The 26,757-nt window shown below is 63.4% G+C and carries 25 protein-coding genes, 1 tRNA gene and 2 pseudogenes; 14 read left to right on the top strand and 14 right to left on the bottom strand.

What is annotated here, in order from left to right; genetic code table 11:
- Positions 1–45 precede the first annotated feature (45 nt).
- Genes ACWFUC_RS23535 through ACWFUC_RS23525 form a run of 3 tightly spaced genes read left to right on the top strand, consistent with a single transcriptional unit; the run spans position 46 to position 3,754 of the window.
- Positions 46–1,116 (top strand): microcin C ABC transporter permease YejB, encoded by a 1,071-nt coding sequence (locus ACWFUC_RS23535; RefSeq protein WP_209584295.1) that lies wholly within the window; start codon positions 46–48, stop codon positions 1,114–1,116.
- Positions 1,113–2,168 carry an ABC transporter permease gene (locus ACWFUC_RS23530; protein ID WP_489623511.1) on the top strand — a complete coding sequence of 352 codons (1,056 nt, stop codon included), beginning with the start codon at positions 1,113–1,115 and terminating at the stop codon, positions 2,166–2,168. Before ACWFUC_RS23535 ends, ACWFUC_RS23530 begins: the two co-directional genes overlap by 4 nt.
- Positions 2,165–3,754 carry an ABC transporter ATP-binding protein gene (locus tag ACWFUC_RS23525; protein ID WP_039784501.1) on the top strand — a complete coding sequence of 530 codons (1,590 nt, stop codon included), beginning with the start codon at positions 2,165–2,167 and terminating at the stop codon, positions 3,752–3,754. The genes ACWFUC_RS23530 and ACWFUC_RS23525 overlap by 4 nt, the downstream gene beginning before the upstream one ends.
- A gap of 151 nt (positions 3,755–3,905) precedes the next feature.
- On the opposite strand, the gene ACWFUC_RS23520 is transcribed toward ACWFUC_RS23525, so the two are convergent.
- Positions 3,906–5,438: a transglycosylase SLT domain-containing protein gene (locus ACWFUC_RS23520; RefSeq protein WP_121045276.1), complete on the bottom strand. Its 1,533-nt coding sequence runs from the start codon at positions 5,436–5,438 to the stop codon at positions 3,906–3,908.
- Positions 5,439–5,499: 61 nt separating this feature from the next.
- Here ACWFUC_RS23520 and ACWFUC_RS23515 point away from each other — a divergent pair, with 61 nt between their 5' ends.
- Positions 5,500–5,760: a hypothetical protein gene (locus ACWFUC_RS23515; protein ID WP_134040367.1), complete on the top strand. Its 261-nt coding sequence runs from the start codon at positions 5,500–5,502 to the stop codon at positions 5,758–5,760.
- A gap of 18 nt (positions 5,761–5,778) precedes the next feature.
- Here the strand turns inward: ACWFUC_RS23515 and gloB are convergent, their stop codons facing one another.
- Positions 5,779–6,573, bottom strand: coding sequence for a hydroxyacylglutathione hydrolase (gloB, locus tag ACWFUC_RS23510; RefSeq protein WP_489637628.1), 795 nt, complete (start codon positions 6,571–6,573; stop codon positions 5,779–5,781).
- 62 nt (positions 6,574–6,635) lie between these two features.
- On the opposite strand from gloB, the gene ACWFUC_RS23505 reads away from it, so the two are divergent.
- From ACWFUC_RS23505 to ACWFUC_RS23485, 5 genes and pseudogenes are all read left to right on the top strand, one after another.
- The gene (locus ACWFUC_RS23505) at positions 6,636–7,430 is read left to right on the top strand and encodes a class I SAM-dependent methyltransferase (RefSeq protein WP_034340883.1); all 795 of its coding nucleotides are present in this window, start codon (positions 6,636–6,638) and stop codon (positions 7,428–7,430) included.
- Between the two features lie 88 nt (positions 7,431–7,518).
- Positions 7,519–7,953 (top strand): ribonuclease HI, encoded by a 435-nt coding sequence (gene rnhA, locus ACWFUC_RS23500; RefSeq protein ID WP_034340887.1) that lies wholly within the window; start codon positions 7,519–7,521, stop codon positions 7,951–7,953.
- Positions 7,954–8,015: 62 nt separating this feature from the next.
- Positions 8,016–8,750: a DNA polymerase III subunit epsilon gene (gene dnaQ / locus ACWFUC_RS23495; protein ID WP_039784504.1), complete on the top strand. Its 735-nt coding sequence runs from the start codon at positions 8,016–8,018 to the stop codon at positions 8,748–8,750.
- A 148-nt stretch (positions 8,751–8,898) separates the two neighbouring features.
- A tRNA-Val gene (locus ACWFUC_RS23490) sits at positions 8,899–8,973 on the top strand.
- A gap of 140 nt (positions 8,974–9,113) precedes the next feature.
- Positions 9,114–9,380, top strand: a pseudogene (locus ACWFUC_RS23485) (DUF2130 domain-containing protein); the annotation flags it as partial.
- 279 nt (positions 9,381–9,659) lie between these two features.
- Here the strand turns inward: ACWFUC_RS23485 and ACWFUC_RS23480 are convergent.
- From ACWFUC_RS23480 to ACWFUC_RS23430, 11 genes and pseudogenes are all read right to left on the bottom strand, one after another.
- Positions 9,660–9,911: pseudogene (locus ACWFUC_RS23480) on the bottom strand (toxin VasX); the annotation flags it as partial.
- Complete coding sequence (locus ACWFUC_RS23475) at positions 9,911–10,066, bottom strand: hypothetical protein (RefSeq protein WP_489623505.1); 156 nt, start codon at positions 10,064–10,066, stop codon at positions 9,911–9,913. The gene ACWFUC_RS23475 and the pseudogene ACWFUC_RS23480, both read right to left, overlap by 1 nt.
- 178 nt (positions 10,067–10,244) lie before the next feature.
- Positions 10,245–11,726: a xylulokinase gene (gene xylB, locus ACWFUC_RS23470; protein WP_489623504.1), complete on the bottom strand. Its 1,482-nt coding sequence runs from the start codon at positions 11,724–11,726 to the stop codon at positions 10,245–10,247.
- A 32-nt stretch (positions 11,727–11,758) separates the two neighbouring features.
- Entirely contained in the window at positions 11,759–12,640 is an 882-nt protein-coding gene (locus ACWFUC_RS23465) for an AraC family transcriptional regulator (protein ID WP_489623502.1), read from the bottom strand.
- Entirely contained in the window at positions 12,576–13,796 is a 1,221-nt protein-coding gene (locus tag ACWFUC_RS23460) for an ABC transporter ATP-binding protein (RefSeq protein ID WP_489623501.1), read from the bottom strand. The genes ACWFUC_RS23465 and ACWFUC_RS23460 overlap by 65 nt, the downstream gene beginning before the upstream one ends.
- Before the next feature lie 2 nt (positions 13,797–13,798).
- Positions 13,799–14,836, bottom strand: coding sequence for an NAD(P)-dependent alcohol dehydrogenase (locus ACWFUC_RS23455; RefSeq protein WP_310838247.1), 1,038 nt, complete (start codon positions 14,834–14,836; stop codon positions 13,799–13,801).
- 9 nt (positions 14,837–14,845) lie between these two features.
- On the bottom strand, positions 14,846–15,658 hold the full coding sequence (locus tag ACWFUC_RS23450; protein ID WP_489623500.1) for a carbohydrate ABC transporter permease: 813 nt from the start codon (positions 15,656–15,658) through the stop codon (positions 14,846–14,848).
- Positions 15,646–16,524, bottom strand: a complete 879-nt coding sequence (locus ACWFUC_RS23445) for a carbohydrate ABC transporter permease (protein ID WP_034340932.1) — start codon at positions 16,522–16,524, stop codon at positions 15,646–15,648. The genes ACWFUC_RS23450 and ACWFUC_RS23445 overlap by 13 nt, the downstream gene beginning before the upstream one ends.
- A gap of 77 nt (positions 16,525–16,601) precedes the next feature.
- Positions 16,602–17,873 carry an ABC transporter substrate-binding protein gene (locus ACWFUC_RS23440; protein ID WP_204725825.1) on the bottom strand — a complete coding sequence of 424 codons (1,272 nt, stop codon included), beginning with the start codon at positions 17,871–17,873 and terminating at the stop codon, positions 16,602–16,604.
- Positions 17,874–18,222: 349 nt separating this feature from the next.
- On the bottom strand, positions 18,223–19,602 hold the full coding sequence (locus ACWFUC_RS23435) for a sensor histidine kinase N-terminal domain-containing protein (protein ID WP_489623499.1): 1,380 nt from the start codon (positions 19,600–19,602) through the stop codon (positions 18,223–18,225).
- Positions 19,595–20,266: a response regulator gene (locus tag ACWFUC_RS23430; RefSeq protein WP_034338420.1), complete on the bottom strand. Its 672-nt coding sequence runs from the start codon at positions 20,264–20,266 to the stop codon at positions 19,595–19,597. Before ACWFUC_RS23430 ends, ACWFUC_RS23435 begins: the two co-directional genes overlap by 8 nt.
- Before the next feature lie 158 nt (positions 20,267–20,424).
- Between ACWFUC_RS23430 and ACWFUC_RS23425 the strand changes: the two genes are divergently transcribed.
- The 5 genes from ACWFUC_RS23425 to mdtD all read left to right on the top strand — a co-directional run bounded on the left by ACWFUC_RS23425 (position 20,425) and on the right by mdtD (position 26,062).
- Complete coding sequence (locus tag ACWFUC_RS23425; protein ID WP_121045253.1) at positions 20,425–21,480, top strand: ABC transporter substrate-binding protein; 1,056 nt, start codon at positions 20,425–20,427, stop codon at positions 21,478–21,480.
- A gap of 66 nt (positions 21,481–21,546) precedes the next feature.
- Positions 21,547–22,560, top strand: a complete 1,014-nt coding sequence (locus ACWFUC_RS23420; RefSeq protein WP_489623498.1) for an ABC transporter substrate-binding protein — start codon at positions 21,547–21,549, stop codon at positions 22,558–22,560.
- A gap of 125 nt (positions 22,561–22,685) precedes the next feature.
- Positions 22,686–23,513 carry an ABC transporter ATP-binding protein gene (locus ACWFUC_RS23415; RefSeq protein WP_489623497.1) on the top strand — a complete coding sequence of 276 codons (828 nt, stop codon included), beginning with the start codon at positions 22,686–22,688 and terminating at the stop codon, positions 23,511–23,513.
- Between the two features lie 165 nt (positions 23,514–23,678).
- Positions 23,679–24,533: an ABC transporter permease gene (locus ACWFUC_RS23410; protein ID WP_121045247.1), complete on the top strand. Its 855-nt coding sequence runs from the start codon at positions 23,679–23,681 to the stop codon at positions 24,531–24,533.
- Between the two features lie 101 nt (positions 24,534–24,634).
- The gene (gene mdtD, locus ACWFUC_RS23405) at positions 24,635–26,062 is read left to right on the top strand and encodes a multidrug transporter subunit MdtD (RefSeq protein ID WP_489623496.1); all 1,428 of its coding nucleotides are present in this window, start codon (positions 24,635–24,637) and stop codon (positions 26,060–26,062) included.
- A 7-nt stretch (positions 26,063–26,069) separates the two neighbouring features.
- Here mdtD and ACWFUC_RS23400 read toward each other — a convergent pair whose 3' ends face one another.
- Positions 26,070–26,756 carry a Fe2+-dependent dioxygenase gene (locus tag ACWFUC_RS23400; RefSeq protein WP_034330332.1) on the bottom strand — a complete coding sequence of 229 codons (687 nt, stop codon included), beginning with the start codon at positions 26,754–26,756 and terminating at the stop codon, positions 26,070–26,072.
- Position 26,757: the final 1 nt, after the last annotated feature.

Genomic DNA, 26,757 nt, shown 5'->3' with positions numbered 1-26,757 from the left:
GACCCGCGCCGCGCGCGCCGGACAAGAACGAGGATGGTGGCAGGCATGAATATCTGGTCCTACATTTTGAAGCGGGTGCTGTTGATGATCCCCACGCTCTTCGGCGTGGTGGCCATCACCTTTGCGGTCATCCAGTTCGTGCCGGGAGGCCCGGTGGAACAAGCGATGCTGGAGATGAAAGGGCGCGGCGGTGGTGGTGAAGCCTCCGGTGGCGGGGCGGCCAGTGGTGCGTCCGCCTATCGCGGACGGCAGGGCATCGACGAGCAGCGCATCGCCGAGATCAAGCAGCTCTACGGTTTCGACAAGCCACCGGTGGAACGTTTCTGGACCATGCTCAAGGGCTTCCTCACCTTCGACCTCGGCAAGAGCTTCTATCACCATGGCGATGTCTGGACCCTGGTCAAATCCAAGTTCCCGGTCTCCATCAGCATCGGGTTGTGGACCTTCCTGCTGAGCTACCTGATCTCGGTGCCGCTGGGCATTGCCAAGGCGGTGCGCGAAGGCAGCCGCTTCGATACCGCCACCACCGGCCTGGTGCTGATCGGCTATTCCATTCCCGGTTTCGTGCTGGGCGTGTTCCTGCTGGTGCTGTTTGCCGGCGGCAGCTTCGTGCAGTGGTTCCCGCTGCGCGGCCTCACCTCGGACAACTGGGCCAGCCTCTCCTTCACCGGCAAGATCACCGATTACCTGTGGCACATCACCTTGCCGGTCTTCGCCTCGGTGATCGGTGCCTTTGCCGTCATCACCATGCTCACCCGCAATACCTTCCTGGAAGAGATCCGCAAGCAATACGTGCTGACTGCGCGCGCCAAAGGACTCTCCGAGCGCAAGGTGCTGTACAAGCATGTCTTCCGCAATGCCCTGATTCCGCTGGTGACCGGTTTTCCCTCGGCTTTCATCGCTTCCTTCTTCGCCGGCAGCCTGCTCATTGAGACGCTGTTTTCGCTCGATGGCATGGGCCTGCTGGCCTATGAATCGGCGATCCGGCGCGACTATCCGGTGGTGATGGGCACGCTGTATCTCTTTACCCTCATCGGCCTGGTGGTCAAGCTGGTCGGTGATCTTTGCTACGTGTGGGCAGACCCGCGCGTCCAATTCGAAAGCCTGGCGAAATGAGCATGACGACCCCCGCCACTCCCTCCACCCGTTCCATTTCGCCCAGCCGCCGCATCTGGCTGCGGTTCCGTGCGGACCGGACCGGCTACTGGAGCCTGGTGATTTTTTCCATTCTCTTCATCGTGAGCCTGGGCGCTGAACTGGTCTCCAACGACAAGCCGCTTGTGGCCAGCTATCAGGGCAAGCTGATGTTTCCGATGCTGAAGGATTATTCAGACAAGCATTTTGGCGGCGACTTCGACTCGCCCGCCGACTATCTCGATCCCTTCATCGAGCAGCAATTCCGCAAGGACGGCAACTGGGTCATCTATCCGCTCAACCGCTACGGCTACAACACCCTGAACTACTTCGCCAAGGAACCCAATCCGGCGGCGCCTTCCGCCGAAAACTGGCTGGGCACCGATGACCGTGGCCGTGACGTCTTCGCGCGCCTGCTCTACGGCTTCCGCGTGTCGGTGCTGTTCGGGATGGCGCTGACCTTCATCGGCGTGATCCTGGGCGTGGCTGCCGGTGCGGTGCAGGGCTACTTCGCCGGTCGTACCGACCTCATTACCCAGCGTCTGCTGGAGATATGGGGATCAATGCCGGAGCTGTACCTGCTCATCATCTTCTCCTCCATCTTCCAGCCCAGCCTGGGGCTGCTGCTGGTGCTGCTGTCCCTGTTTGGCTGGATGAGCCTGTCGGACTACGTGCGCGCGGATTTCCTGCGCAACCGCAATCTCGAGTACGTGCAGGCTGCGCGCGCCATGGGTTTGCCCGATCGCCTCATCATCTGGCGTCACGTGCTGCCCAACAGCATGACCACGGTGGTGACCTTCCTGCCGTTCCGCATGAGCGCGGCCATCCTGGCGCTGACCAGCCTGGACTTCCTGGGCCTGGGCGTGCCGCCCTCGACCCCGAGCCTGGGCGAGCTGCTGGCCCAGGGCAAGAACAATCTGGATGCCTGGTGGATTGCGGTGGCCACCTTCGTGGTGCTGACCGTGACCCTGCTGCTGCTGACCAATATCGGCAACGGCCTGCGCAACGCCCTGGACGTACGGAGGAAGGCATGAGCGCCCCGCTGCTGGAAGTGAAGGACTTGACGGTGCGCTTCGGCGATACCGTGGTGGTGGACCGCGTGAGCTTCACGATTGCACCCGGTGAAAAATTTGCCCTGGTGGGGGAATCCGGTTCGGGCAAGACGGTGTCCTCGCTGGCGGTGATGCAGCTGAACCAGGATGCGCGCTACGAAGGCAGCATCCTGCTCGACGGCCAGGACGTGCTGAAGAAGAACGAGCGCCAGATGCAGCAAGTGCGCGGCAATGACGTGGCGATGATCTTCCAGGAGCCGATGACGGCCCTGAACCCGCTCTTCACCATCGGCAACCAGATCGCCGAGGTGTTGATGCTGCATGAGGGCCTCAATGCGCGCGATGCCGCTACGCGGGCGGTAGCGCTGCTGGAAAAGACCGGCATTCCGGAGCCCGCGCGCCGGGCGCTGTCGTATCCGCATGAACTCTCGGGTGGCCAGCGCCAGCGCGCCATGATCGCCATGGCCCTGGCCTGCAAGCCCAAGCTGCTCATCGCCGATGAACCGACCACGGCCCTGGATGTGACCATCCAGGTGCAGATCCTGGCGCTGCTGAACCAGTTGCAGCGCGAAGAGAACATGGCCGTGCTCATCATCTCGCACGACCTGAACCTGGTGCGCCACTTCGCTGATCGCGTCGGCGTGATGGAAAAGGGCAAACTGGTCGAAAGCGCGAGCGTTGCCGAGCTCTTCGCCAATCCGCAGCAGCCGTACACCCGCAAGCTGCTGCAGAGCCGTCCGCAGCGCAATGCGGCCGACGTGCCGGCACAAGCGCCCGTGGTCCTGCAGGCGGAAAAAGTGCGCTGCACCTATCACATCAAGCAGGGCTGGTTCGCCAAGCGCGCCTTCCATGCGGTCGATGGCATCGACCTGCAATTGCGGCGCGGCGAGACCATCGGCATTGTTGGTGAATCCGGCTCCGGCAAGTCCACGCTCGGCATGGCCTTGCTGCGGCTGTCGGCGGCCAGCGTGGCGGGCAGCATCCGTTTTGAGGGGACGCCGATTTCCGAGCGCAGCAGCCGTGAACTGCGGCCCTTGCGGGCGCGCATGCAGGTGGTGTTCCAGGATCCTTTCGCCTCGCTCTCGCCGCGCCGTACGGTGGAGCAGATCGTGGGCGAAGGGCTGGCCCTGCATCATCCCGGGAAAACGCCGGAGCAGCAACGCGAGGCCATCGTCTCCGCACTCGAGGAAGTGGGCCTCACGGCAGCCGTGCTGGAACGCTACCCGCATGAATTCTCCGGCGGCCAGCGCCAGCGCATCGCCATCGCCCGTGCGTTGGTGCTGCAGCCGGAACTGCTGTTGCTGGACGAGCCCACTTCCGCTCTGGACGTGACCGTGCAGCAGCAGGTGCTGCAACTGCTGGCCGACCTGCAGCGCCGGCATGGACTGGCCTATCTGTTCATCACCCACGATCTGGCCGTGGTGCAGGCCATGGCGCACCAGGTGATCGTGATGAAGGATGGCAAGGTGGTCGAGAGCGGTCCGGCCGAACAGGTCCTCAAACAGCCGCAGCAGGAATACACACGCCGCCTGGTGGCCGCTGCCACCTACGCTGAAGCCGCACACTGAGCGGCCCGGCAAAAAGAAAACCCGAAGTCCGGATCAGCTCCGGGGCTTCGGGTCCATGCAGACTGCAGTCGTTATTTTTCTTCCGTGCTTGGGGCGCGTCTTCTTGTTGTAGGCGGTCGAGCCGCCCGGGTCTCCTCCGGTTTCCTCCGGATTATTGCTTGCGAGCGCCGTTGCCGGAGGCCAGCGTCAGCGGCTTGCCGGCGACCTTGCGCGCCGGTGCCGGTGCCGCCTTGCGCACCGGGGCCTTGGCCGATGCCACCTGGCGGCGTGCCGGGGCAGCGTGGTGCGTGGCCGCTACGCGCGTCGGTGCGGCGTGGGCGGCGGCATTGGGCACTTGCAGCTGCAGGCTCTGGCCGGCGGCCAGGGTGTCACGCTTCAGGCCATTCCATTCCTTGATCTGCGCCACGCTCACGCGGTAGCGGCTGGCGATGCCGGCCAGGGTGTCGCGCTTGCCGGCCTTGACATAGATGCGGCGGGTTTCCGGCACATCCGGGGCGATGGCCAGACGGGCGTTGTCGGCGATTTCCGGGGTCAGGTCGGTATCGAGCGCGGCGGTCTCTTCATTCTTCGGGACCAGAATGGTCGAGCCGGCCTTCAGGACCATGCGCGGCGGGATCTGGTTGACGCTGCGGATCACTTCAGGGGTGGTGCCGAACTTGCTGGCGATGGTCTCGATGCGCTCACGGGCGCTGGAGACGGTGTGGGCAGTCCAGGTCGAGAAAGCCTGGGTCCACTTGGACATGTTGGACTTGAACTTCTCGGCATTGCTTTCCGGCAGCAGGATCTTGGTATCTTCGCCGCCGATGATGACGGGGCGGTTGAATTGCGGGTTCAGTGCCTTGAACTCGTCCAGCGACAGCTCGGCCAGTTGCGCGGCGACCTTCACGTCGATATTGCGGGTCTTGCCGATGGTGACGAAGTAGGGCTGGTTGTCCACCTTGGGCAGGGCGATGTCGAAGGCAGCCGGGTTGGCGATGATGTTCTTGACCGCCTGCAGCTTGGGCACGTAGTTGCGGGTCTCGTTGGGCATCTGCGCCGACAGCGTATTGAAGTCGATCGGCAGGCCGGCCGCGAGATTACGGTTCACGGCGCGCTGCACCGAACCTTCGCCCCAGTTGTAGGCTGCCAGCGCCAGCTGCCAGTCGCCGAACATGCCGTAGAGCTTCTGCAGATAGGTCAGGGCGGCATCGGTCGAGGCCAGCACGTCGCGGCGCTCGTCGGTGAACATGTTCTGCTTGAGGTTGTAGTCACGCCCGGTGGAGGGGATGAACTGCCACATGCCGGCTGCCTTGGCGGTGGAGAGGGCTTCCGGGTTGAAGGCCGATTCGATGAAGGGCAGCAGCGCCAGCTCGGTGGGCATGCCGCGCTTTTCCAGTTCCTGGACCACGTGGAACAGATAACGCGAGGCGCGCACCGTGGTGCGCTGGATGTAGTCGGGACGGGAGCTGTACCACTGGGTCTGGCTCTCCACCAGCGAATTGTCCAGATCAGGAATCCCGAAGCCCTTGCGAATGCGCGTCCAGATGTCGATGTCATTCATCCCCGGCAGGGCATTGCCGGCCAGTTCGGGATTGATCGCATTGAAGGGAGCGGGGTAGATCGAGATATCGTTGGCGTGGGAGAGCAGCGGGGTACCAGCGCAGAACAGGGCGGCAATGGCGAGTTGTTTCAAAGTACGCTGCATGTGGGCGATATCCTGTGCCAGAGGCAAAAGTTGGGTGCGGCGCTTCCGTTGCAGAGCTGTAATGAAGCTCGACACCTCCTGCCGGCGGAATCCGGATCAGTCCGATCACGGGCGCGTGCAGGTTGACGGTAATGCAAGGTCGGAAGCTGCGAATTTCCCCGGCGTGGTGCAGAGAGGACAGCGTTTCGTAAAAGTTCGTAAAAACACTGGTGCCCAATTTGGGGAATTGGAGGAGTGTACGGAAGACCCTTTTCGCCAGTCAAGCAAAAATTGGCCTCTGTTACAAAGCCAAGTCCTTGATTTCGCTGGTTTTTGCGTCTAACTGGCCCTCAATTTGGCGCTATCTGTAGATATTCTTCCATTCGCGCAGCGCTGCAAAGCTGCTAACTTCATTCAACTCCGTCAATCGGCCCGCCTTTTGCAGCGATTCCTGGATTACTTTTTGATTGGCGCGCAGGAAGGGATTGGTCGCGCGCTCCAGGGCAATGCTGGTCGGCACGGTGGCTTCCCCTTGGTCCCGCTTGACGCGCTCGCGCTGGAGGCGAGCGCTGAGCTCGGCATTGCCGGGCTCGACCTCGGCGGCGAACTTGAGGTTGGAGAGCGTGTACTCGTGGGCGCAATACACCTGGGTCTCACTCGGCAGGCTGCTGAGCTTGGCCAGTGACTCGACCATCTGTCCCGGAGTGCCTTCGAAGAGGCGGCCACAGCCACCGGCAAAGAGGGTATCGCCGCAGAAGACAAAACCCTGTTCTGCCGAGTAATACGCAATATGGCCCAAGGTGTGGCCGGGCACGTCGATGACCTGCAGCGAGAGGCCCAGAGAAGAGATCGTCATTTCGTCATTCCCGTGCAGCGGGACCGTCATCCCCTTGATGCGGGATTGCTCGCGCGCCGGCCCGTAGACCGGGATGGCCGGGAATTCGTCGCTCACGGCGCTGCGCGCCAGCTCGACCACACCGCCGACATGGTCAGCGTGGTGATGAGTCAGTAGAATAGCGGCCAACGTCAGGCCCTCGGCCTGCAATGCGGCCAGGACGGGGACCGCGTCGCCGGGGTCGACCACGGCGGCATGGCGCCCGTCATGGATGATCCACAGGTAGTTGTCGTCGAACGCCGGTACGGCCAGGACGTCCAATGAAGTTTTCTGATCTGCTTGAGCTGGCTTGGCTGGCTGGGTCATGAGGCGCGAAAGAAGAGATGGCTGACAAGGCTGAAACTGCTGTGACTGCGAACAACGCGGAAATTATAGACCTGGCCGCCTGGTTGCAGACGCCCATCGGCGATTACCTGCGCCAGTGGGAGCAGCACCACCTCAATGCGCTGACGGCCGACATCTTCGGCTTCAACGCGGTGCAGATCGGTTCGCCCCAGATCCACGCCCTGCAGGCCAACCGCATGCCCTATCGCTGGCTGGCTGACAACCGCATGCCGGTGGAAGGGCAATCCGAGCTGGAAATCCCCCAGGTGGTGACGCAGAATTTCGGCGAACTGCCCTTTGCCACCCAGAGCCTGGACCTGGTGGTGCTGCCCCACGTATTGGAATTCGCCGCCGAGCCGCACCAGGTCCTGCGCGAGGTGGAGCGGGTGCTGATTCCGGAAGGGCAGGTCATCATCTGCGGCTTCAATCCCAGCAGCCTGTGGGGCATGCGCCAGGTGGCCGGACGCCTGACCGGCGCGCACTTCCTGCCGCAGGATGGCGAATTCATCCGCCTGCCGCGCCTGAAGGACTGGCTGAAGCTGCTGAACATGGAAGTCAACCGCGGCCACTTCGGCTGCTACGCACCGCCCTGCGAGACGGCGCAATGGCTGGACCGTTTCGGCTTCATGGAGAAGGCGGGCGACCGCTGGTGGCCGTATTTCGGTGCGGTCTACATCGTCCAGGCCATCAAGCGGGTGCCCGGCATGCGCCTGATCGGCCCGGCCCTGCAGCGCCAGAAGCTGAAGGCGCCGCGCGGCGTGCCGGTGACCAACCGCATCCACAAAACCGATTGAAACCAGGGCGTGTCGGCGCGATCAGGTATCATCGCGGCCCGCCTGTCATGCGCAAATGCGCATACGCAACCAGATTGAAGTGAAGAGCATGGACAAAGTAGAGATTTATTCGGATGGTGCCTGCAAGGGCAATCCCGGCCGTGGCGGCTGGGGTGCGTTGCTGGTGGCCGGGGGCAAGGAGAAGGAAATCTTCGGTGGCGAGCCCAACACCACCAACAACCGCATGGAGCTGATGGCGGTGATCCAGGCCCTCAACGCCCTCAAGCGTCCCTGCGAGGTGGTGGTGCACACCGACAGCCAGTACGTGCAGAAGGGCATCAGCGAGTGGATCCACGGCTGGAAGGCGCGCGGCTGGAAGACCTCCAGCAAGGAGCCGGTCAAGAACGCCGACCTGTGGCAGGCGCTCGATGCCGCCCAGCAGCAGCACCAGGTGGAATGGCGCTGGGTGCGCGGCCACAATGGCCACGCCGGCAATGAGCGCGCCGACCAGCTGGCCAACCGGGGCGTGGACAGCATAGGCTGACCGGGCCGGCGTTTTCTTTCATATCAGTGTTTTAGCAGCAAACAACATCAGCAGGAGCAAGCATGCGTCAGATCATCCTCGATACCGAAACCACGGGCCTTTCGCCGCGCAACGGCAACCGCATCCTGGAAATCGGCTGTGTGGAGGTGCTCAACCGCCAGCTTTCGGGCAAGAACCTTCACTTCTACATCAATCCCGAGCGTGACTCCGAAGAAGGCGCGCTGGCCGTGCACGGCCTGACCACCGAATTCCTGGCCGACAAGCCGACCTTCAAGCAGATTGCCGCCGAGTTCCTCGACTATGTACGCGGTGCCCAGATCATCATCCACAACGCTCCTTTCGACGTCGGCTTCCTGGATGCGGAACTGGCCTTGCTGGGTCTGCCGCCGTTCAAGGAGCACGTCTCCGACGTGGTGGACTCGCTGCAGATGGCCAAGGAACTGCACCCGGGCCGCCGCAATTCGCTCGATGCCTTGTGCGATCGTTACGGCATCTCCAACGCCCATCGCGTGCTGCACGGCGCGCTGCTGGATGCGGAGCTGCTGGCCGAAGTTTATCTGTCGATGACGCGCGGCCAGAATTCGCTGACCATGGACCTGGGGGCGGAGGAAGAAGTCAGCGAAGGCGAGGGCAAGCTGGAGCTGGCTCCGCTGGCCGAAGTGATCGTGGTGGCGGCCAGCGAGGAAGAACTGGGTTTGCATGAAGACGTGCTCAACCAGCTCGACAAGGAAGCGCGCGGCAGCTGCGTGTGGCGCTTTGAACCGCCGCCGCCGGAAGCGGCTGCAGAGGCGGCGTGAAACGGCGTAATGGTGAGGCCGTTGTCGTTGCCCGGCAGCGTTGTCGATAAAAAATGAAGAATTATTTACGAAGCACTTGCGCAGGTCGAAAAACGTTGGCATAATCTCGCTTCTCGATTGGCGCTGCAGCAAAAAGCCAGTCAGGTACGGAAGGTTAGCTCAGTGGTAGAGCACTGCATTCACACTGCAGGGGTCGCAAGTTCAAACCTTGCACTTTCCACCAAATTCAGAAAAGCCCGCCTTGTGCGGGCTTTTCGCATTTCTGCCTTTTCTTCCGTTTTCTTTCCTCGTTTTCTCTCTCTGCATGACGGGCATGATCCGTTAAGCTAGCGGCCATCCGTCAAGAACAGGACCCGAACAGCCATGCACGACATCATCTGCCCCCATTGCGGCAAAGCCTTCAAGATCGATGAAGCCGGTTACGCCGACATCCTCTCGCAAGTGCGCGACAGCGCCTTCGAGCAGCAATTGCATGAGCGCCTGGAACTGGCCGAGCAGGACAAGCGCAACGCCATCGAACTGGCGCGCGCCAAGTCCGAAGCCGAGTTGCAGAAGGCGGCCGCGGCCCGCGATGCCGAGATCCAGGAATTGAAAGCGCGTCTGGAAGCCGGCGAGATGGCGCAGAAGATGGTGCAGCTTCTCATCGAACCTGGCCTGTAGATCCGGTACCGTCAATTCACTCAGGTCGTTAGTCATTCCCACCGGATCATTGAGCGCGGCAATGTAGCCCTTGTGATGCGGCCCATGCTCCGCCATGATCGCCCTGAAGCGTACAGCCGTGGCGAGCTTGCTTGTCTCGGATTCAGTGGGCGTGTTGCTGAAGGCGTAGGCCTTTTTCATGGCGGCTTCGTCTGCCACAAAATGCGCCACCTTGTCCGCACTCGCATTGAATTCTCCGGTATGGACCGCACTGCCGGCCAGCATCGCCGGGATGACCACATAGGCCTTGAGCCGTCCGCGCTTCTCGTCATAGGTATAGAGATAACCAGGACGCAGCGCCCGCAAGCTGTATTTCGCCGCACCGGCGGACTGCGGGGCGCCCTCGATCCTGAAATTGCCGGACAGCCCCGGTACGCCTGCCGCGCCATAAGGACTGGCCACGGCATAGCGGACCGGATAGATCAGCAAGCCTTTCTTGTCGCAAAAATTGCATCCGTTCATCATGCTGCTCCCATGGGGGCAGGCACCCGATCTGATGCTGCTTCCTTCTGCTGGGAGTCGTCGGGGGCATCGTCATTGACGAAGTGAAGTTGCAGGATGCGGTGATGCTGGCGCTGCCGGGTCAGGCTGTCCCAGCCGGTGGTGCGGGAATGCATGCGTGTCCTTCTGCGGGAAAAATGAATGTCCCGAAGAAGGCAGGGAAGACTTCAGCAAGCCGAATCGGGAAGCGCAGATGTTGCACGATGGCTTGCTTGAAGTCTGTTGAATTGCTTCGATAAATGCCGTGTATTTTTTTGCGTGAGGAGCAGGCCGGACGCCGGTGGTCCGGCCATTTCAGGACTGCGAGAACGCGATGAATTCGTCTGCGAGACTACGATAGAGGCGACGATATTGTGCCAGCCTGCGCTGCAGTTGTGCCTGCCTTGCAGCATCAGGGCGATACCATTCCAGTACCTCGGGTGGGACGCACACGCTGGCCGCATCCTCCTCCGTCCGCGCCAACCTCCCCAGCCTCGCCGCCCCCAGCGCCGCACCCACTTCCGCCCCTGCATGCCGCCGCAGAGGAATCCCCAGGGCGGTAGCACACAGCTCCCCCCAGAACGCACTGCGCGACCCGCCGCCCACAAATGCCGCACTCTCCAGCGTAGTGCCCGCAGCCTGCAAGGCCGCATAGCCATCGGCCATCGCAAAGGCCACGCCTTCCATCACCGCATAGGCCAGATGCGCAGTCTCATGCGCTGGCGTCATGCCGAACAGCACGCCCTTGGCCGTCGCATCATTGTGCGGCGTGCGCTCGCCATTCAGATACGGCAGGAACAAGGGAGCCTGTGCCTGCTGCGTCGCCGTCAATCGCTCCGCCCCTGCCACCAATTCGCCCACCGGCCGCGCCGTCACGCCCGAGAGCCAATGCAGGCTGGCTGCGGCCGACAGGATCACGCTCATCTGATGCCATTGCCCCGGCAGGCAGTGGCAGAACGCATGCACACCTTGCTGTGGATTGGGCGCATGCCGTGCCGTTGCAGCGAACAAGACGCCAGAACTGCCCAGCGACAAGAAAGCATCGCCCGCCTGGATCACGCCGATGCCCACGGCGCTGGCCGCATTGTCCCCGGCGCCGCCGGCCACCACCACCGGGCCGCTGATGCCCCATTCGCGCCGCAACTCCTCGCGCAAATGCCCCGTCACGTCACTACCTTCGACCAGGCGCGGCATGTGGCTGCGATCCAGCCCGGTGGCCGCCAGCATGCGGTCGGACCAGTCGCGCTGCGCCACATCCAGCCAGAGCGTGCCGGCCGCGTCCGACATCTCGGAGACGAATTCTCCCGTCAGTTTCCAGCCCAGGTAATCCTTGGGCAGCAAGACCTTGTCGATGGCGCGGTACACGGCCGGTTCGTATTTCGACAGCCACAGCAGCTTGGGTGCCGTGAAGCCCGGCATGGCGCGATTGCCGGTGATGGCGGGCGCATCCGGTACCAGCGCTTCCAGCTCCACGCATTCCGCATGGGCGCGCATGTCGTTCCACAGGATGGCCGGGCGCAATACATTGCCGTTGCGATCCAGCAGGGTGGCGCCATGCATCTGGCCGGAGATGCCGATGCCGCGCAGGGCCTGGAAGGCTTGCGGGGCCTCGGCGCGCAGCGCGGCGATGGCGTCGAGCGTGGCGTTCCACCAGGCCTGCGGCGCCTGCTCGGACCACAGTGGATGCGGGTTGTCCACCCGCAGGCGAGCACTGCTGGTGGCGATGACGTGGGAGTCGTCGTCGGTGAGGACAAGCTTGACTTCGGAAGTGCCGAGGTCGATGCCGAGATAGCTCAAATCATTTTCCTTTGCGTGCAAGTGGAGAGGCGCTACGCGACCGCCCGGACTTCATCGTTGAGCCGGTGCAGCGCACGGAAGCGCGAGGGCGGCATGCCCTTGTGGGCCAGGAACTGGCGATTGAAATTGGAAAGATTGTTGAACCCGACCCGGTAGCACACCTCGGTCACGCTCAGTTCGGTACACATCAGCAATTCGCAGGCTTCGTTCAGGCGCAATCCGTTCTGGTACTGGATGAAGGTGCAGCCCGTATGCCGCTTGAAGAAGCGCGTAAAGCTGCTTACGCTCATCCCCGCCAGTTCGGCCACATCGCTCTCGCGCAGGTTGCCGCCGAGATTCTGGCGGATGCAGGAAAGCACCTGGTTGATGGTGGACGACATGTGGCGCTGGGCGTCCAGGTCGTAGCCCGGGCCGGCCAGCGGCCTGCGTTCGCGGCAGGATGCCAGCTGTTCCAGCACGCTCATCATCAGCACCACACGGCGCGCACCGCCGGCCTGCGCCAGCTCCTGCATCAGCGGAATGATCGACCTGCCCAGCGCATCAGGAAACTGCAATCCGCGCGCCGCGCCCTCCAGCAGATCCTGCAAGGGCGAGAGCTCCGGGATGGCCCCCAGCATGCGGTCGGCGAAGGGCCGCGAGAATTGCAGCACCAGGTCGCGCGCGCCCACGTGCTCATCCGCGCCCAGGTTGCTGACCCAGTTGTGCGGCAGGTTGGGTCCGGTCAGCACCAGGTTGCCGGGAGCGAAGTCACCGATGAAGTCGCCCACGAAAAACTTGCCGCTGGATGCGGTGATGACGTGGACTTCGTATTCAGGATGAAAATGCCATTTGGCCACCGTGTGCGGGTAGTCATGCACCCACGCCCTGAAGGATTCGTCCTGGCGGGTATGGACCAGCTCCAGATCCGGACTCATGCTTTGTCTCCTTGCCATGCGGGCCGTCGTCTTGTCCGCCGGCCGCGAAGGCGGCGGGCGGCAGCGACAGGTTCTCTCCGCTGTGTACATCGAACACGTGCAACGCGTGCTGATCGAAGGCCAGGTGCAGGCGCTGTCCCGCCTGCGGCAGGTGCTGCGCGCTCACCAGGGCGGTCAGCGTCTGTGCGCCCCAGCGGGTGGTGAGCAGGGCATCGGCCCCCAGGATCTCCACCAGTTCCACATCGACCGCGCAGGTCAGGCTGTGGGCGGCGTCCTGCTCGCCGGCCATGCGGACATAGTCAGGACGCACCGCCAACTTTACCGCCATTCCCGGTGCCAGGCGTGAAAACCTTTCATCCTGCAGGACCCAGCGCTGGTCTTCGCAGCGCACGGCCAGCGTTGCGCCATCACGTTCGACCACGCCATCGAGGAAGTTCATGGCGGGCGTACCGATGAATCCCGCCGCAAAGAGCGTGCGCGGATAACGGTAGAGTTCGGCCGGCGAACCCGCCTGCACGATCTGCCCGCCCTGCATGAGGATGACGCGGTCTGCCAGCGTCATGGCTTCCAGCTGGTCGTGGGTGACGTAGACGGTGGTGGTGCGCAGGCGCTGGTGCAGGCGCTTGATGTCGCCGCGCAATTGCGCGCGCAGCTTGGCATCGAGGTTGGAGAGCGGCTCATCGAACAGGAACACCGACGGCGTCTTGATGATGGCGCGCGCAATCGCCGCGCGCTGCTGCTGGCCGCCGGACATGGCGCGGGGCTTGCGCTCGAGCAGGGCATCAAGATTCAACATGGCCGCCACTTCCCGCACGCGGCGGTCGATCTCGTCGGACGGACGCTTCAGGCGGCGCAGGCCGAAGGCGATATTGTCATACACGTTCATGTGCGGATAGAGCGCGTAGTTCTGGAACACCATGGCCACGTTGCGATCCCGCGCAGGCAGCGCGTTGACCACCTTGCCGCCGATGGAGAGGGTGCCGCCGCTGATCTCTTCGAGCCCGGCGATCATGCGCAGCATGGTCGATTTGCCGCAGCCCGAGGGGCCGAGCAGGACCACGAATTCGCCATCACCGATGGTGAGGTCCAGCGGATGCAATACCGGCGGGCCACCGGCGTAATGCTTGGACAAGCCCTGGCAGCGGATGTCGGCCATGGTCAGCCTTCCATTTCGATCTGGATCTTCACATCCTGCGGACGGCCGCGCGCGGCTTCCTCGAAGGCCTCGATCCCCTGCGAGAAGGGGAAGCTGCGTGAAATGAAAGGCTTCACATCGATCATTCCCGAGCTCAGCAGCGCCAGTGCGCGCGGGAAAATGTTGGCATAACGGAAGACCGATTCCAGCCGCACTTCCTTGGTCTGCATGGTCACCACGTCCAGCGCCACCGGCTCCGGCGGCATGCCCACCAGCACCGCGCAGCCACCGGGACACACCAGGTCCAGCAGGGTCTGGTAGACGCCGGCATGGCCCGACGCCTCAAACACCACATCGGCACCCCAGCCCTCGGTGACCTGCTGCACCACATCGGTCAGGGCCTGCTGTGTCACATCCACCGTGATGACGGCGGGATTGTTGGCGAAGTGGGCCAGCTTCTCGGCCACCACATCGGCCAGGATCACGCGCGCCGCGCCCCCCGCCAGCGCTGCCAGTGCAGTCATGGCACCGATGGTGCCGGCACCGATCACCACGGCCGTATCGCCCGGCTTCATGCGCGCCTTGGTGGCGGCCTGCAGGCCGATGGACAAGGGTTCGACGATGGCCCCTTCGGCAAAGCTGACGTTGTCCGGCAGCCGATAGGTGAAGGCCGCCGGATGCACCACGCTGCCGGTGAGGCAGCCGTGGATGGGCGGCGTGGCCCAGAAGCGTACCGAGGGGTCGAGGTTGTACAGGCCGCGCAGCGTGGCCGGCGAATCCAGGCGCGGGATGCCCGGCTCCATGCAGACGCGGTCGCCGACCTTCAGTTGCGTAACATCGCTGCCGACTTCGATGATGGTGCCCGAGGCCTCGTGCCCCAGCACCATGGGCGCTTCCACCTTGAAGGGGCCGATGCGGCCGTGGGTGTAGTAGTGCAGGTCGCTGCCGCAGATGCCCACGGTGTGGATGCGGATGCGCACATCCTGGGCACCGAGATCCTGCGGCAGGTCGATGTCGCGCAGGGCCAGTTCACGCGTGGCTTCGAGTACGAGGGCTTGCATGGGGTCTCCTTATTTTCCGGTGAGGATGGAATTCAACAGCCGGCTCAACACGCCGACAAAGATCAGGGGCGGCAGCGCCAGCAACACGGTGGAGGCATTGATCACGCCCCACGGCACTTCCTGCCCCATGGAGGTAAAGGCCGAGGCCACCACCGGCAGCGTGGCGCTGTTGGAGGAGGTCAGCGCCAGGGCGATCATCAGTTCGTTCCACACCAGTACGAAGCTGAAGATGATCCCGCCCAGCAAGGTGCCGGCGCAGTTGGGCAGGGCGATCTTCCAGAACACCGCATAGGGGCCGTAGCCATCGAGGGTGGCGGCTTCCTCGATCTCGCGCGGCATGCGCTGGAACACGGGGATCGACAGCCAGGTGATGGTGGAGAGCGTGGTCAGCAGGTAAGTCACGATCATCGAGAAGCGCGTGTCATACAGCCCCAGGTCGACCCAGATCGCAATGAGCGGAATGGCCACCGCCACCGGCGGCAGGAAGCGCAGCGAGAGCAGGAAGAACTGGATGTCGCGCTTGCCCGGCACGTGATAGCGCGCAATCACGTAGGCCGCCGGCACACCCATGAGCGTACCCAGCAGCACGGCGCTGCCGACGATGACGGCACTGTTGGTCACGCCCACCAGTACCTCCGGACTGCCGATGACCTGGCGATAGTTCTCCAGCGTCGGCGTGAAGAGAAAGCGCGGTGTCGGCGTGACGATATCCAGCAAGGTCTTCAGCGAATTGAGCAGCGCCCACAGCAGCGGAAACACTGCCACCAGCACCAGCAGGATGCCCACGCCCCAGACGGCGCAGCGTGCGATCAGTCTTCCCATTTGCTCACCCGTTTCCAGATCAGGGTAAAGATCAGCGTGGTCGCCACCATCATCAGCACCGCCATGGTGGAGGCATACGAGACCTTGCCGGACAGCCCGATGCCTTGGGCATAGGCATACATGTCCAGCGTTTCGGTAGCCACGCCGGGCCCGCCCTTGGTCATCACGTAGATCAGGTCGAAGGAGCGCAGCGACTCCACCATCTTGATGAAGACCAGGCTGATGAGCGGGGCCTTCAACATCGGCAGGGCGATGTAGGCATACACCTGCCAGGTGCGCGCGTGGTCCAGCCGCGCCGCCTCCAGCGGTTCGGGCGGCAGGGTTTCCAGCAGCTTCAGGACGATCACGGCGAAGAACAATCCCCACTGCCAGATATCGACGGCAGCGACTGCATAGAGCGCCAGCAGCGGGTCCGACAGGAAGGCCGTGTCATGGATGCCCACCAATCCCAGCAGCCAGCCCAGGATGCCGGTCAGCGGCGAATACATGAACTTCCAGATGAAGGCGGCCGACACGCGTGGCAGCAGCACCGGCGTGATCAGCAAGACGCACATGGCTTGCCGCCATTTGCCGTGGACGTTTTCAAACAGGTAGATGGCGATGAGGATGCCGGCCACCACCGCACCCAGCACGGTGACCACTTCCCAGATCGCCGAGACTTCGATGGCATTGAGGAAGCGCCGGTCCGACAGCAGCCGCTCGACATTGCGCAGCCAGACATAGTCGCTGTCGGGATAGCGCAGCACGCGGTTCTTCAGTGCCAGGTTGATCGCCGCCACCGTCGGTACCAGCCCCAGCACCAGCATCACCAGGAGCGACGGGCCGAGGAACAGGTAGGGCAGCGAGGTCTTTCCACGATTGAACATGCAGGACTCCGGAGTCCGCCCCGTTCCGGCAAGGGAACAGGGCGGCTACATCGTTTGACGCGGTTGAATGAAGTAAATTATTTACGCGCGTGTTCCATCGCATCCTGCGCATACTGGGCGGCTTCGTTCAGGGCGCGGGGGATGTCCTTCTGGGTACCGGTGAAGACTTCTTCCAGCGCCACGCCCAGGTTGTCGCCGATGTCCGGCCACTGCGGGCTGGGCCAGATGGTCAGCTTGGAGACCGGGGTGGTGTCCTTCAGGCCGGCGAGGATCTGCGGCTTGACGTTCTTCTGGAAGTAATCGCTCTGGATGGTGCTGGTGCGGTTGTAGTCGCTGAAGACCTTGTCGCGCAGGCGCGCCTGTTCCTGTTCCTTGCCGGTGGCAAAGGCGATGAACTTGCCGGCCGCCTGGCGCGTGCATTCGTCCTTGGCACCGATGGCGGAGATGGCCAGCCCGTGGCCGTAAGCGGCCGAGGGCAGCGGTGCCGGCGGACGGGCATAGCCGACCTTGTCGGCCACGCTGGACTTGCTGCTGTCTTCCATCCAGTCGGCGAAGGGCGTGGACTCGATCATGAAGGCCACCTTGCCCGAGCGGAAGGCTTCCAGTGCATTGCTCCAGTCATAGGTGGCCGCACCGGGAGGGCCGTACTTGAACAGTTCCGCATAGAGCTGCGTAGCCTTGACAGCCGCCGGTGAATTGAAGGCCGGCTGGTTGTTCTTGTCGGTCCACTGGCCGCCCTGGGCCAGCATGAAAGGCGCCCAGCGCCACACGTTCATGCCCGAGCCGCGCTGGCCGCGCGCCACCCAGCCATAGACGCCGGGCGGCGAATGCAGTTTCTTGATGTCGGCCACCAGTTCGTCCAGCGTGCGCGGTACCGGCAGGCCGGCCTTCTCCAGCAGGTCGCGGCGATAGAAGAGGAAATCGGAACCGCCGATCAGCGGCGCGAAATACGCCACATCCTTGTAGCTGGCCACCGCCCGGCGACCGGGCAGGAAGTCGTCATAGTCGGCCTCCTTGGGGAAGTACTTCAGCAACGGCACGATCCAGCCAGCCGAGGCGAACTCGGCTACGTTGGCTTCATCGACGTAATACACCTGGTAGGAACCGGCCTTGGTGGAAGCATCCAGGCGCGACTTGGCGCGCCGGTCGTTCTCGCCGAAGTAGCTGATCTCCACACGGGTGCCGGTGCGCTTCTGGTAATCGGCCAGCGATTTCTCCATCACCGTCAGGCCCAAGCTCTTCTGCGCCAGCACCTTCAGCACGGGGACATTGCAGGACTGCGCCGATGCCACCAAGGGCAGGGCAGCGCCAAGGACGGCGCACGCGGCGCCCAAGCAGATCTTGTTCACGGGTTGTCTCCTGGTATTTTTTATCGTTCAGGTCGGGCGCAGATGCGGGGGGATTCGCAAGCACCCTTTGCCTTCACAGGCAGGAGCAAGAGTACGAGGGCAGGGCGCGCCGCTCCACGCCAAAAGCGTGTGGCGGGCTGATACTTTTTGATCGTTTGTTGTGGGGGCTGCGCGGTTTTGTATTGCTCCGTTCCCAGCTTTTGAGATCGCGACCACTCTATCGACCGTTCGACCTGAGTAGGCCCCGTGGGCCGTATCGAAGGCGCGCCGACAGCGGTAGGCGCGCCTTCGATACGCAGCTGCGCTGCTACTCAGGACGAACGGTTCGACGATGTATTCGTCAAGACGATCAGCTCTGCAATGCAGGCAGGCTGACCGTAGCCACCAGCCCGCTACCTTGCGCCGGTGCATCGAGCCGGATCGCGCCCTGCGAAGCCTGCACGATCTCGCGCACGATGGCCAGGCCGAGGCCCGAGCCCGGCTGGTCCGGCGCGGCATTGCGATAGAAGCGCTCGAAGACGCGCTCGCGGACCTCGGCCGGGATGCCGGGCCCGTTGTCGGTCACGGTGATGATGATCTGGCTGCGCTTCTGCTCCAGTCCCACCGTGACCTTGCCGCCCGCCGGCGTATAACGCAGGGCATTGTCGATCAGGTTCATCAGCAAGCCCATCAGCTGCGCTTCATTGCCGTTGACCATGGCGCTCTCCAGGGTAGTCTCCAGCCCCAGGTCGATGCCCTTCTTGAGCGCCAGCCCGGCCAGTTCCTCCAGCACCATGGCGGCCACCGCCAGCAGGTCCAGCGGTGCGCGCGGGAAGGCGCTGCTGTTGGAAGCTTCAGCCTGCGAGAGCAGCAGCAGCTTGTTGGTGAGGTCGGTCATGCTGCGGCTGCCTTCCTGCAAGGAGGCCAGCACCTGTTTCACCCGCGCCGGATCGTCCAGCTGGCGCGCGAACTGGATCTGCGAATCGATCACCGCCAGGGGCGTGCGCAACTGGTGTGCGGCATCGGCCACGAAGCGCTTCTGCACCGTCACCTGGGCATTGAGGCGGAAGATGTACTGGTTGATGGCTTCCACGATGGGCCGCAATTCCTGCTGCAGGCCGCCTGCACGCAGCGGCGTGAGCGAATCCGGTTCGCGCGTGGCCAGTTCGTCCTTGAGCGCCAGCAGCGGCCGCAATTCCATCGTCAGGCCCAGCACCACCAGGCTGATGGCCAGCAGCAGCAGCACGATCTGACGCCGCAGCGAGGCATGCCACTGGTCGTCGATCATTTCCTGCCGTCCCTGCATGGTCTGGCCCACCGAGACCGCCACCATGCGCAGCGTACCTTCATCGAACAGCGCGCGGATATAGCTGACCACGCGCAGCGGCTTGCCCTCGAAGGTGGTCGTGGTATAGACCGGATAGAGCGCCGCAAAGTCAGGCTCGGCGGGGAAGTCGGGGCGTCCGGCCAGCAGCGTCTCGTCATCCATGCGCACCTGGTAATACACCGCATCCTGCGCCGGCGAGGCGAACAGTTCCAGCGCTGCAGGCGGGATCGAGACCACCGGCGCACCATCGTTCCAGCCGACCTGGCCGGCCATCATGCGGGCCGAGGCCAGCAGTGCCCGGTCCTGCACGAGGGTGGCGCTGGAGACGGCATTGTCATACGCGTCGCCCGTAGACAGGCCCACGTAGACCGCCATCGGAATCAGCAGCCACCACAGCAGCCGCAGGCGCAGGCTGTCAATCATCTTTCTGCTTCAGCAGATAGCCCAGGCCGCGCAGGGTCATGATGGCTGCGCTGGAGTGTTCCAGTTTTTTGCGCAGGCGCGAGATGTAGATTTCGATGGCGTCCGCGCTAGGCTCTTCGGACAGGCTGAAGACCCCCTTCATCAACGCGGTCTTGGAAACCGTCTTGCCTTGCTTCAACATCAGCACTTCGAGCACGTCATGTTCGCGCGCCGGGAGCGCCAGCGTCACGCCGGCCACCGCGAACTGGCGCGTATTGCTGTCATACACCAGGTCGCCGCAGTGGATCTCGGCGGCCTTGTCGGGTGTCTGGCGGCGCACCAGCACCTTGATGCGGGCCACCAGTTCGCGGATCTCGAAGGGCTTGACCAGGTAGTCATCGGCCCCGGCACCGAGGCATTCGACCTTTTCATCGATGGAGCCGCTGGCAGTCAGGATCATCACCGGCACGCCGTTGTGGCGCTCGCGCAGGCGGCGCAGCACGTTCTTGCCGTGCAGCTTGGGCAGCATCAGGTCCAGCAGGACGACGTCGTAGTTCTCGTCGCGCAGGACCTGGTCGGCGATCTCGCCATCGGCGGCGATATCGACCTTGAACTTGTGTTCCTTGAGGATCTGCTCCAGCCAGTGGGCGAGCTGGGGATTGTCTTCGATCAGGAGCAATTTCATGCGATGGTCTCGTGTTTCTGGAGGTTCTTTTTTGTTGCGCTGCAAAGCAGAAAGCCGGAATTTGGAAAGCTGGATGAAGGTTTCGGCTTCTTAGAATAGGCCCGCAGTCTACAAGAGATGGCGACAGACCATCCAACCAAAATGTGGAGACAATCATAATGCGTCACGACCTTCGCGTGTTCCCGCCCCTCGGAACGCCTGCCCTGCGCCGCCGCCTGCGGACCCTGGGCGCCACCGCCATCGCTGCCTGCGCCCTGGGCCTGGCGGCCCCGCAAGCCCATGCAGCCGACAAGATCATCATCATGGTCGGCGGCATCAACAAGCTCATCTATCTGCCGCCCAAACTGGCCGAAAGCCTGGGCTACTTCAAGGAAGAAGGCCTGGACGTGGAGCTGCAGTCGCAGCCGGCCGGGGTCGATGCCGAGAATGAACTGCTGGCCGGGGCCGTGCAGGCCGTGGTCGGCTACTACGATCATTCCATCGACCTGCAGAGCAAGGGCAAGGAAGTCACTTCCATCACCCAGCTGCTGCTGGTGCCGGGCGGCATGGAGATGGTGCGCGCCGACCTCGCCGACAGCGTGCGCAGCATGGCCGACCTCAAGGGCAAGACCCTGGGCGTGACCGGGCTGGGCTCGTCCTCCAGCTTCCTGGCGCAATACCTGGCCAGCCGCGCCGGTCTGAAGGCGGGCGACTACTCGATCCTGCCGGTCGGTGCCGGCAATACCCTGATCGCCGCCATGAAGCAGAAGCGCGTGGACGTGGCCTGGACCACCGAGCCGACCACCTCCATCCTGCTGGCCTCCGGTGCGGCCAAGGTGCTGGTCGACATGAGCAGCGTGGAAGGCACCAAGGCCGCGCTGGGCGGACTGTATCCGGCCTCCAGCCTCTACGTGCATCGCTCCTGGATGATGAGCCACAAGGCCGACGCACAGAAGCTGGCGCGCGCCTTCGTCAAGACGCTGAAATACATCCAGACCCATTCGGCTGAAGAAGTGGCCGACAAGATGCCCAAGGACTATTACGGCGGCAACAAGGCCATCTACGTGCAGGCGCTCAAGGCCTCGCTGCCCATGTATTCGCCCGATGGCAAGATGCCTGCCGGCGGGCCGGAACAGGTGTTGAAGGTGATGGCCGGGTTCAATCCCAACATCAAGGGCAAGAACATCGACCTCTCCAAGACCTATACCAACGAGTTTGTCGACGCGGTAAAGTGAATTTTGCCGGTTATATGAAGGCACCGTAGAATCCACGGGCTTTCGCACTGATTTCCTGGAGCTGACGTGAACAAAAATCTCCGCCGTGGCCTGCTGTCGCTGGCCGTTGCCGGCACCATGCTGGCCGCATTGCCGATCCACGCCATGGCTGCCGCCAAGGTCACCATCATGGTGGGCGGCATCAACAAGATGGTCTATCTGCCCGCCAAGCTGGCCGAACAACTGGGCTACTTCAAGGAAGAGGGCCTGGACGTGGAGCTGCAGTCGCAGCCGGCCGGGGTCGATGCCGAGAACGAACTGCTGGCCGGGGCCGTGCAGGCGGTGGTCGGTTTCTATGACCACGCCATCGACCTGCAGACCAAGGGCAAGGAAATCACCGCCATCACCATCCTGGGCCAGGTGCCGGGCGAAGTGGAACTGGTCTCCACCAAGGCTGCGCCGCACTTCCAGAGCATGGCCGATGCCAAGGGCAAGACCCTGGGCGTGACCGGGCTGGGCTCGTCCACCAACTTCCTGACCCAATACCTGGCCTCGCGCCATGGCATCACCTCCAAGCAGTTCTCGGTGCTTCCGGTGGGCGCGGACAATACCTTCATCGCCGCCATGAAGCAGGGCCGCATCGATGCCGGCATGACCACCGAACCGACCGCGTCGCTGCTGCTCAAGACCGGCGATGCCCAGGTGCTGGTGGACATGCGCACCGTGGAAGGCACCATCAAGGCACTCGGCGGGCTGTACCCGGCCTCCAGCGTGTATGTACAGCGCAGCTGGCTCAACAGCCACAAGGAGGAAGCGCAGAAGTTGGCGCGTGCCTTCGTGAAAACGCTCAGGTTCATCAACACGCACACCGCCGAGCAGATCGCCGAGAAGATGCCCAAGGACTACTACGGCAGCAACAAGGCGCTGTATATACAAGCCCTGAACAATTCGCTGCCCATGTATTCGCCGGACGGCAAGATGCCCAAGGGCGGGCCGGAGACCGTGCTGGCGGTGCTGTCGGGCTTCAATCCCAACGTCAAGGGCAAGCATGTGGACTTGTCCAAGACCTACACGGATGAATTCGTCAACGCCGTGAAATGAGGCGGCGACTGGCTGCTGGCCAGTCTTGCTGAAAACTATATAAACGATATACGCCATGATGCGCTCCGGCGCGTCAGGGGCGCGCTCAACCCGAATTCAACCCCAAGCCACGAAAGAGCCCCACGATGAACGCCATCAACCAGCAGGCCTTCACCCCCGCCGGCCAGGCCGCCCAGGCCACGCCGGCCATTGAATTGCGCAACGTGAGCTGCCGCTTCATCACGGCCGACGGCCGGGCGACGGTGGCCCTGCGCGATTTTTCCATGAGCGTGGCGCGCGGCGAATTCGTGGCCGTGGTCGGCCCGACCGGCTGCGGCAAGTCGACCACGCTTTCGCTCATTACCGGCCTGCTCAAGCCGACCCTGGGCGAGGTGCGGGTGATGGGGCAGCCGGTCAACGGCATCGATCCGCGCATCGGTTTCGTGTTCCAGAACGATGCGGTCTTTCCCTGGCGCAACGTGCGCGACAACGTGGCCGCCGGCCCGATGTTCCGTGGCCAGTCCAAGGAGCAGGCCCATGCGCTGGCCGACGAGTGGATCCGCCGCGTGGGCCTCGACAAATTCGGCGACCACTATCCGCACCAGCTCTCGGGCGGCATGCGCAAGCGCGTGGCGCTGGCCCAGACCTTCATCAACAGCCCCGAGATCCTGCTGATGGACGAACCCTTCTCGGCGCTGGATATGCAGACCCGCACCCTGATGCAGGATGAACTGCTGCGCCTGTGGTCGGCCCATTCGGGCTCGGTGGTGTTCGTCACCCATGATCTCGAGGAAGCCATTGCGCTGGCCGACAAGGTCTACGTGCTCACCGCCCGCCCGGCTACCTTGAAGAGCGTCTATCCGATCGACCTGCCGCGTCCGCGCGTGATGGAGGAAGTGCGCTACGAGCAGCGCTTCATCGATATCTCGCGGCGCATCTGGGCCGATCTGCGTGAAGAAGTTCACATCGCTTAAGCGCTTGCATCAGCCGGAGCGCCTTCGATACGCCGCTGCGCGCCTACTCAGGCCGAACGGTCAGCGGATGCATCATTGAACTCCGTTCGCTCTGAGTAGCCGCACAGCGGCGTATCGAAGAGCGCGCACGGAACTCAACTTTTTTCTGAAGAGCAGGGGAGCAACATGACACAAGCACAAGCCAGCCACAGCGCCGCGACGATGGACATCGCCGGCGTCGAAGCCGAGGCCCGGCGCAAGATCCGCGCGCGAAAACAACTGGTCATTGGCCTGCGCATCGCCATCCTGGTGATCGTGCTGGGCGGCTGGGAAGGCGGTGCGCGGCTGGGCTGGATCGATCCCTTCTTCTTCTCGCAGCCGTCGGCCATCGTGGCGCAGATCGTCGAGTGGATGGTCGAGGGCACCTCCCAGGGACCGCTCTGGACCCAGGTCCTGGTCACACTGGAAGAAACCGTGCTGGGATTTTTGATCGGCTCGGTGGCCGGGGTCATCGCCGGCATCATCCTCGGGCGCAACAAGCTGCTCTCGGACGTCTTCAGCCTCTACATCCAGATCGCCAATTCGATTCCGCGCGTGGTGCTGGGCTCCATCTTCGTCATCGCCTTCGGGCTGGGCATGGCTTCCAAGGTGGCGCTGGCGGTGGTGATGGTGTTCTTCGTGGTCTTCGCCAATGCCTTCCAGGGCGTGCGGGAAGCCGACCGCTACATGATCGCCAACGCCCAGATCCTCGGCGCCTCGCCGCGCCAGGTGACCATGGCGGTGGTGATCCCGTCGGCACTGTCGTGGATCCTGGCCAGCCTGCACGTGAGCTTCGGGTTTGCACTGGTCGGTGCGGTGGTCGGGGAGTTCCTCGGTTCCAAGCAGGGCATCGGCCTGCTGATCTCCACCGCCCAAGGGGCCTTCAATGCCAGCGGCGTGTTCGCGGCCATGATCGTGCTGGCCGTGGTGGCACTGGCGGCGGACTGGCTCTTGCATGCGCTGGAACGGCGCTTGCTGAAGTGGCGCCCGCAGGCCTTCTGATGAGAAATGCCTGAGGGCGTAAAATGACGCGGTACTGGTCGGGGACACGCCAACGTGTCCCCGCCGTGTTTTGACCCGCGCGTTTCCACTTCCTTTCCGTCATGTCAGCCAACCAGCCGCCTCGCCCGAGTGACACTGCTGCAACTCCGTCCGCCTCACCCTCCCTCAACGATCCCGTGACCCAGCGCGCGCTGCTGTGGATCGTGGCGTCCGGCTTTTTCATGCAGACGCTGGACACTACCATCGTCAACACCGCCTTGCCCGCCATGGCGCGCAGCCTGGGCGAGCCGGTGCTGAACATGCACCCGGTGGTGGTGGCCTACACCTTGACCATGGCCTCGCTCACGCCTGCCTCGGGCTGGCTGGCCGACCGCTTCGGCACGCGCCGCGTGTATTTCGCGGCGATCCTGCTGTTCGCGCTGGGTTCGGTGCTGTGCGCCATGGCGCCGACCCTGCCGCTGTTGCTGGCCGCTCGCGTGATACAGGGATTGGGCGGCTCCATGCTGCTGCCGGTAGGGCGCCTGGCCGTGCTGCGGGCAGTGCCGGGCGCGCAATACATCGCGGCACTGGCCTCGATCTCGATTGCCGGGCAGCTCGGTCCGGTGGTCGGTCCTGTACTGGGCGGGTGGCTGGTAGAAAGCCTGTCCTGGCACTGGATCTTTCTGATCAACCTTCCGGTAGGTGTACTGGGGATGGGGGCCGTACTGTACTTCCTCCCCGATGACAGCCTTACCGGTACACCTCGCTTTGATTTATACGGCTGTGCCTTGCTGTCCGCCTGCATGGTGGCCTTCTCGCTCGCGCTGGACGTGCCTTTCGATACCCACCGTACTGGCTGGAGTTTGGGACTGTTCGCTCTGGCAGCACTGACTGTACTGGTCTACTGGCGCCATGCGTCCGTTCATCCGCGTCCACTGTTCCGGCTCGGTTTGTTCAGGGAGCCCAACTTCAGCATCGGACTGGCAGGTAACCTGGTCTGCCGTATCGGTTCCTCTGCAGTGCCCTTCCTGTTGCCGCTGCTGTTGCAGGTACGGCTGGGCTATTCACCGCTGCACGCGGGCATGCTGCTGCTGCCGGCTGCCATTGCGGGCACCATTGCCAAGCCGTGGATCGCGCCGCTGGTCAAGCGCTATGGCTATGACCGATTCCTGTTGATCAATACCGCCATCGTCGGGATCTCCATCGTGTCGTTCGCGCTGATTACGCCCGGCTGGCCGCTGGCCGCGTCCATCGTGCAGCTGGCGGTGTTCGGGGCGTCCAACTCGATGCAGTTCGCGGCCATGAACAGCGTGACCCTGAAGGGCTTGCGCAAGGAAGATGCGGGCAGCGGCAACAGTCTTTTTTCGATGGTGCAGATGCTGGCCATCGGCCTGGGCGTGACCATCGGCGGGACCATGGTCAATCTCTTCAAGAGCGAGGCGGGCATCGCCACCAATGCCAGCTTCCAGATCACCTTCGTGATCGTCGGGCTCATCACCCTGGTCTCGGCCTGGGTGTTCCGCAAGATGGATCCGCGTTACTTCAGCTGAGCACGGCTCAGGTCTCGCTCCACTGGCGCAGGAGGTTGTGATAGCAGCCTACCAGCGTGCGCCGTGCGAGCGCATCGGCGTCGGTCTGGTTCAGGCGCTGGATGGCATTGTCCATGTCGAACAGCATCTGGCGCTGGCCATCGTCGCGCACCAGGCTCTGCACCCAGAAGAAGCAGCCTACGCGCACGCCGCGCGTGACCGGGGTGACGGTGTGTAGGCTGGTGGCCGGATAGAGCACCATGTCGCCCGCCGCCAGCTTGACGCTGTGCATGCCGTAACTGTCATCGATCTGCAGTTCACCGCCGTCGTAGTCTTCCGGATCGGCCAGAAACAGCGTGGCCGAGACATCGGTACGCAGCTTGCGTCCGCTGTGCGGATGGATGCGCACGCTGCCATCGACGTGGGCACCGAAGGTCATGCCTTCGCCATAACGATTGAACATGGGCGGGTAGATCAGGTTGGGCAGCGCCGCGCTGATGAAGCGCGGGTGCCGCTCCAGCGCGGACACGATGATGCGCTGGCATTGCAGGGCGACGTCGGACTGCTCGTCGATCTGCTGGTTGTATTTCACGGGCGCGCCCTGGTAGCCCGCTGTCACGCGCCCATCCACCCAGGCCGGTCCTGCGTTGTCCAGCAGGCTGCGAACGGTCTGCAGGGCTTGCGGGTCCAGCAGCTGGGGGATGGTGATGAGCATG

The organism is Herbaspirillum sp. Her4 (assembly GCF_057961335.1).
This window is presented reverse-complemented; position numbering and strand designations above follow the sequence as displayed.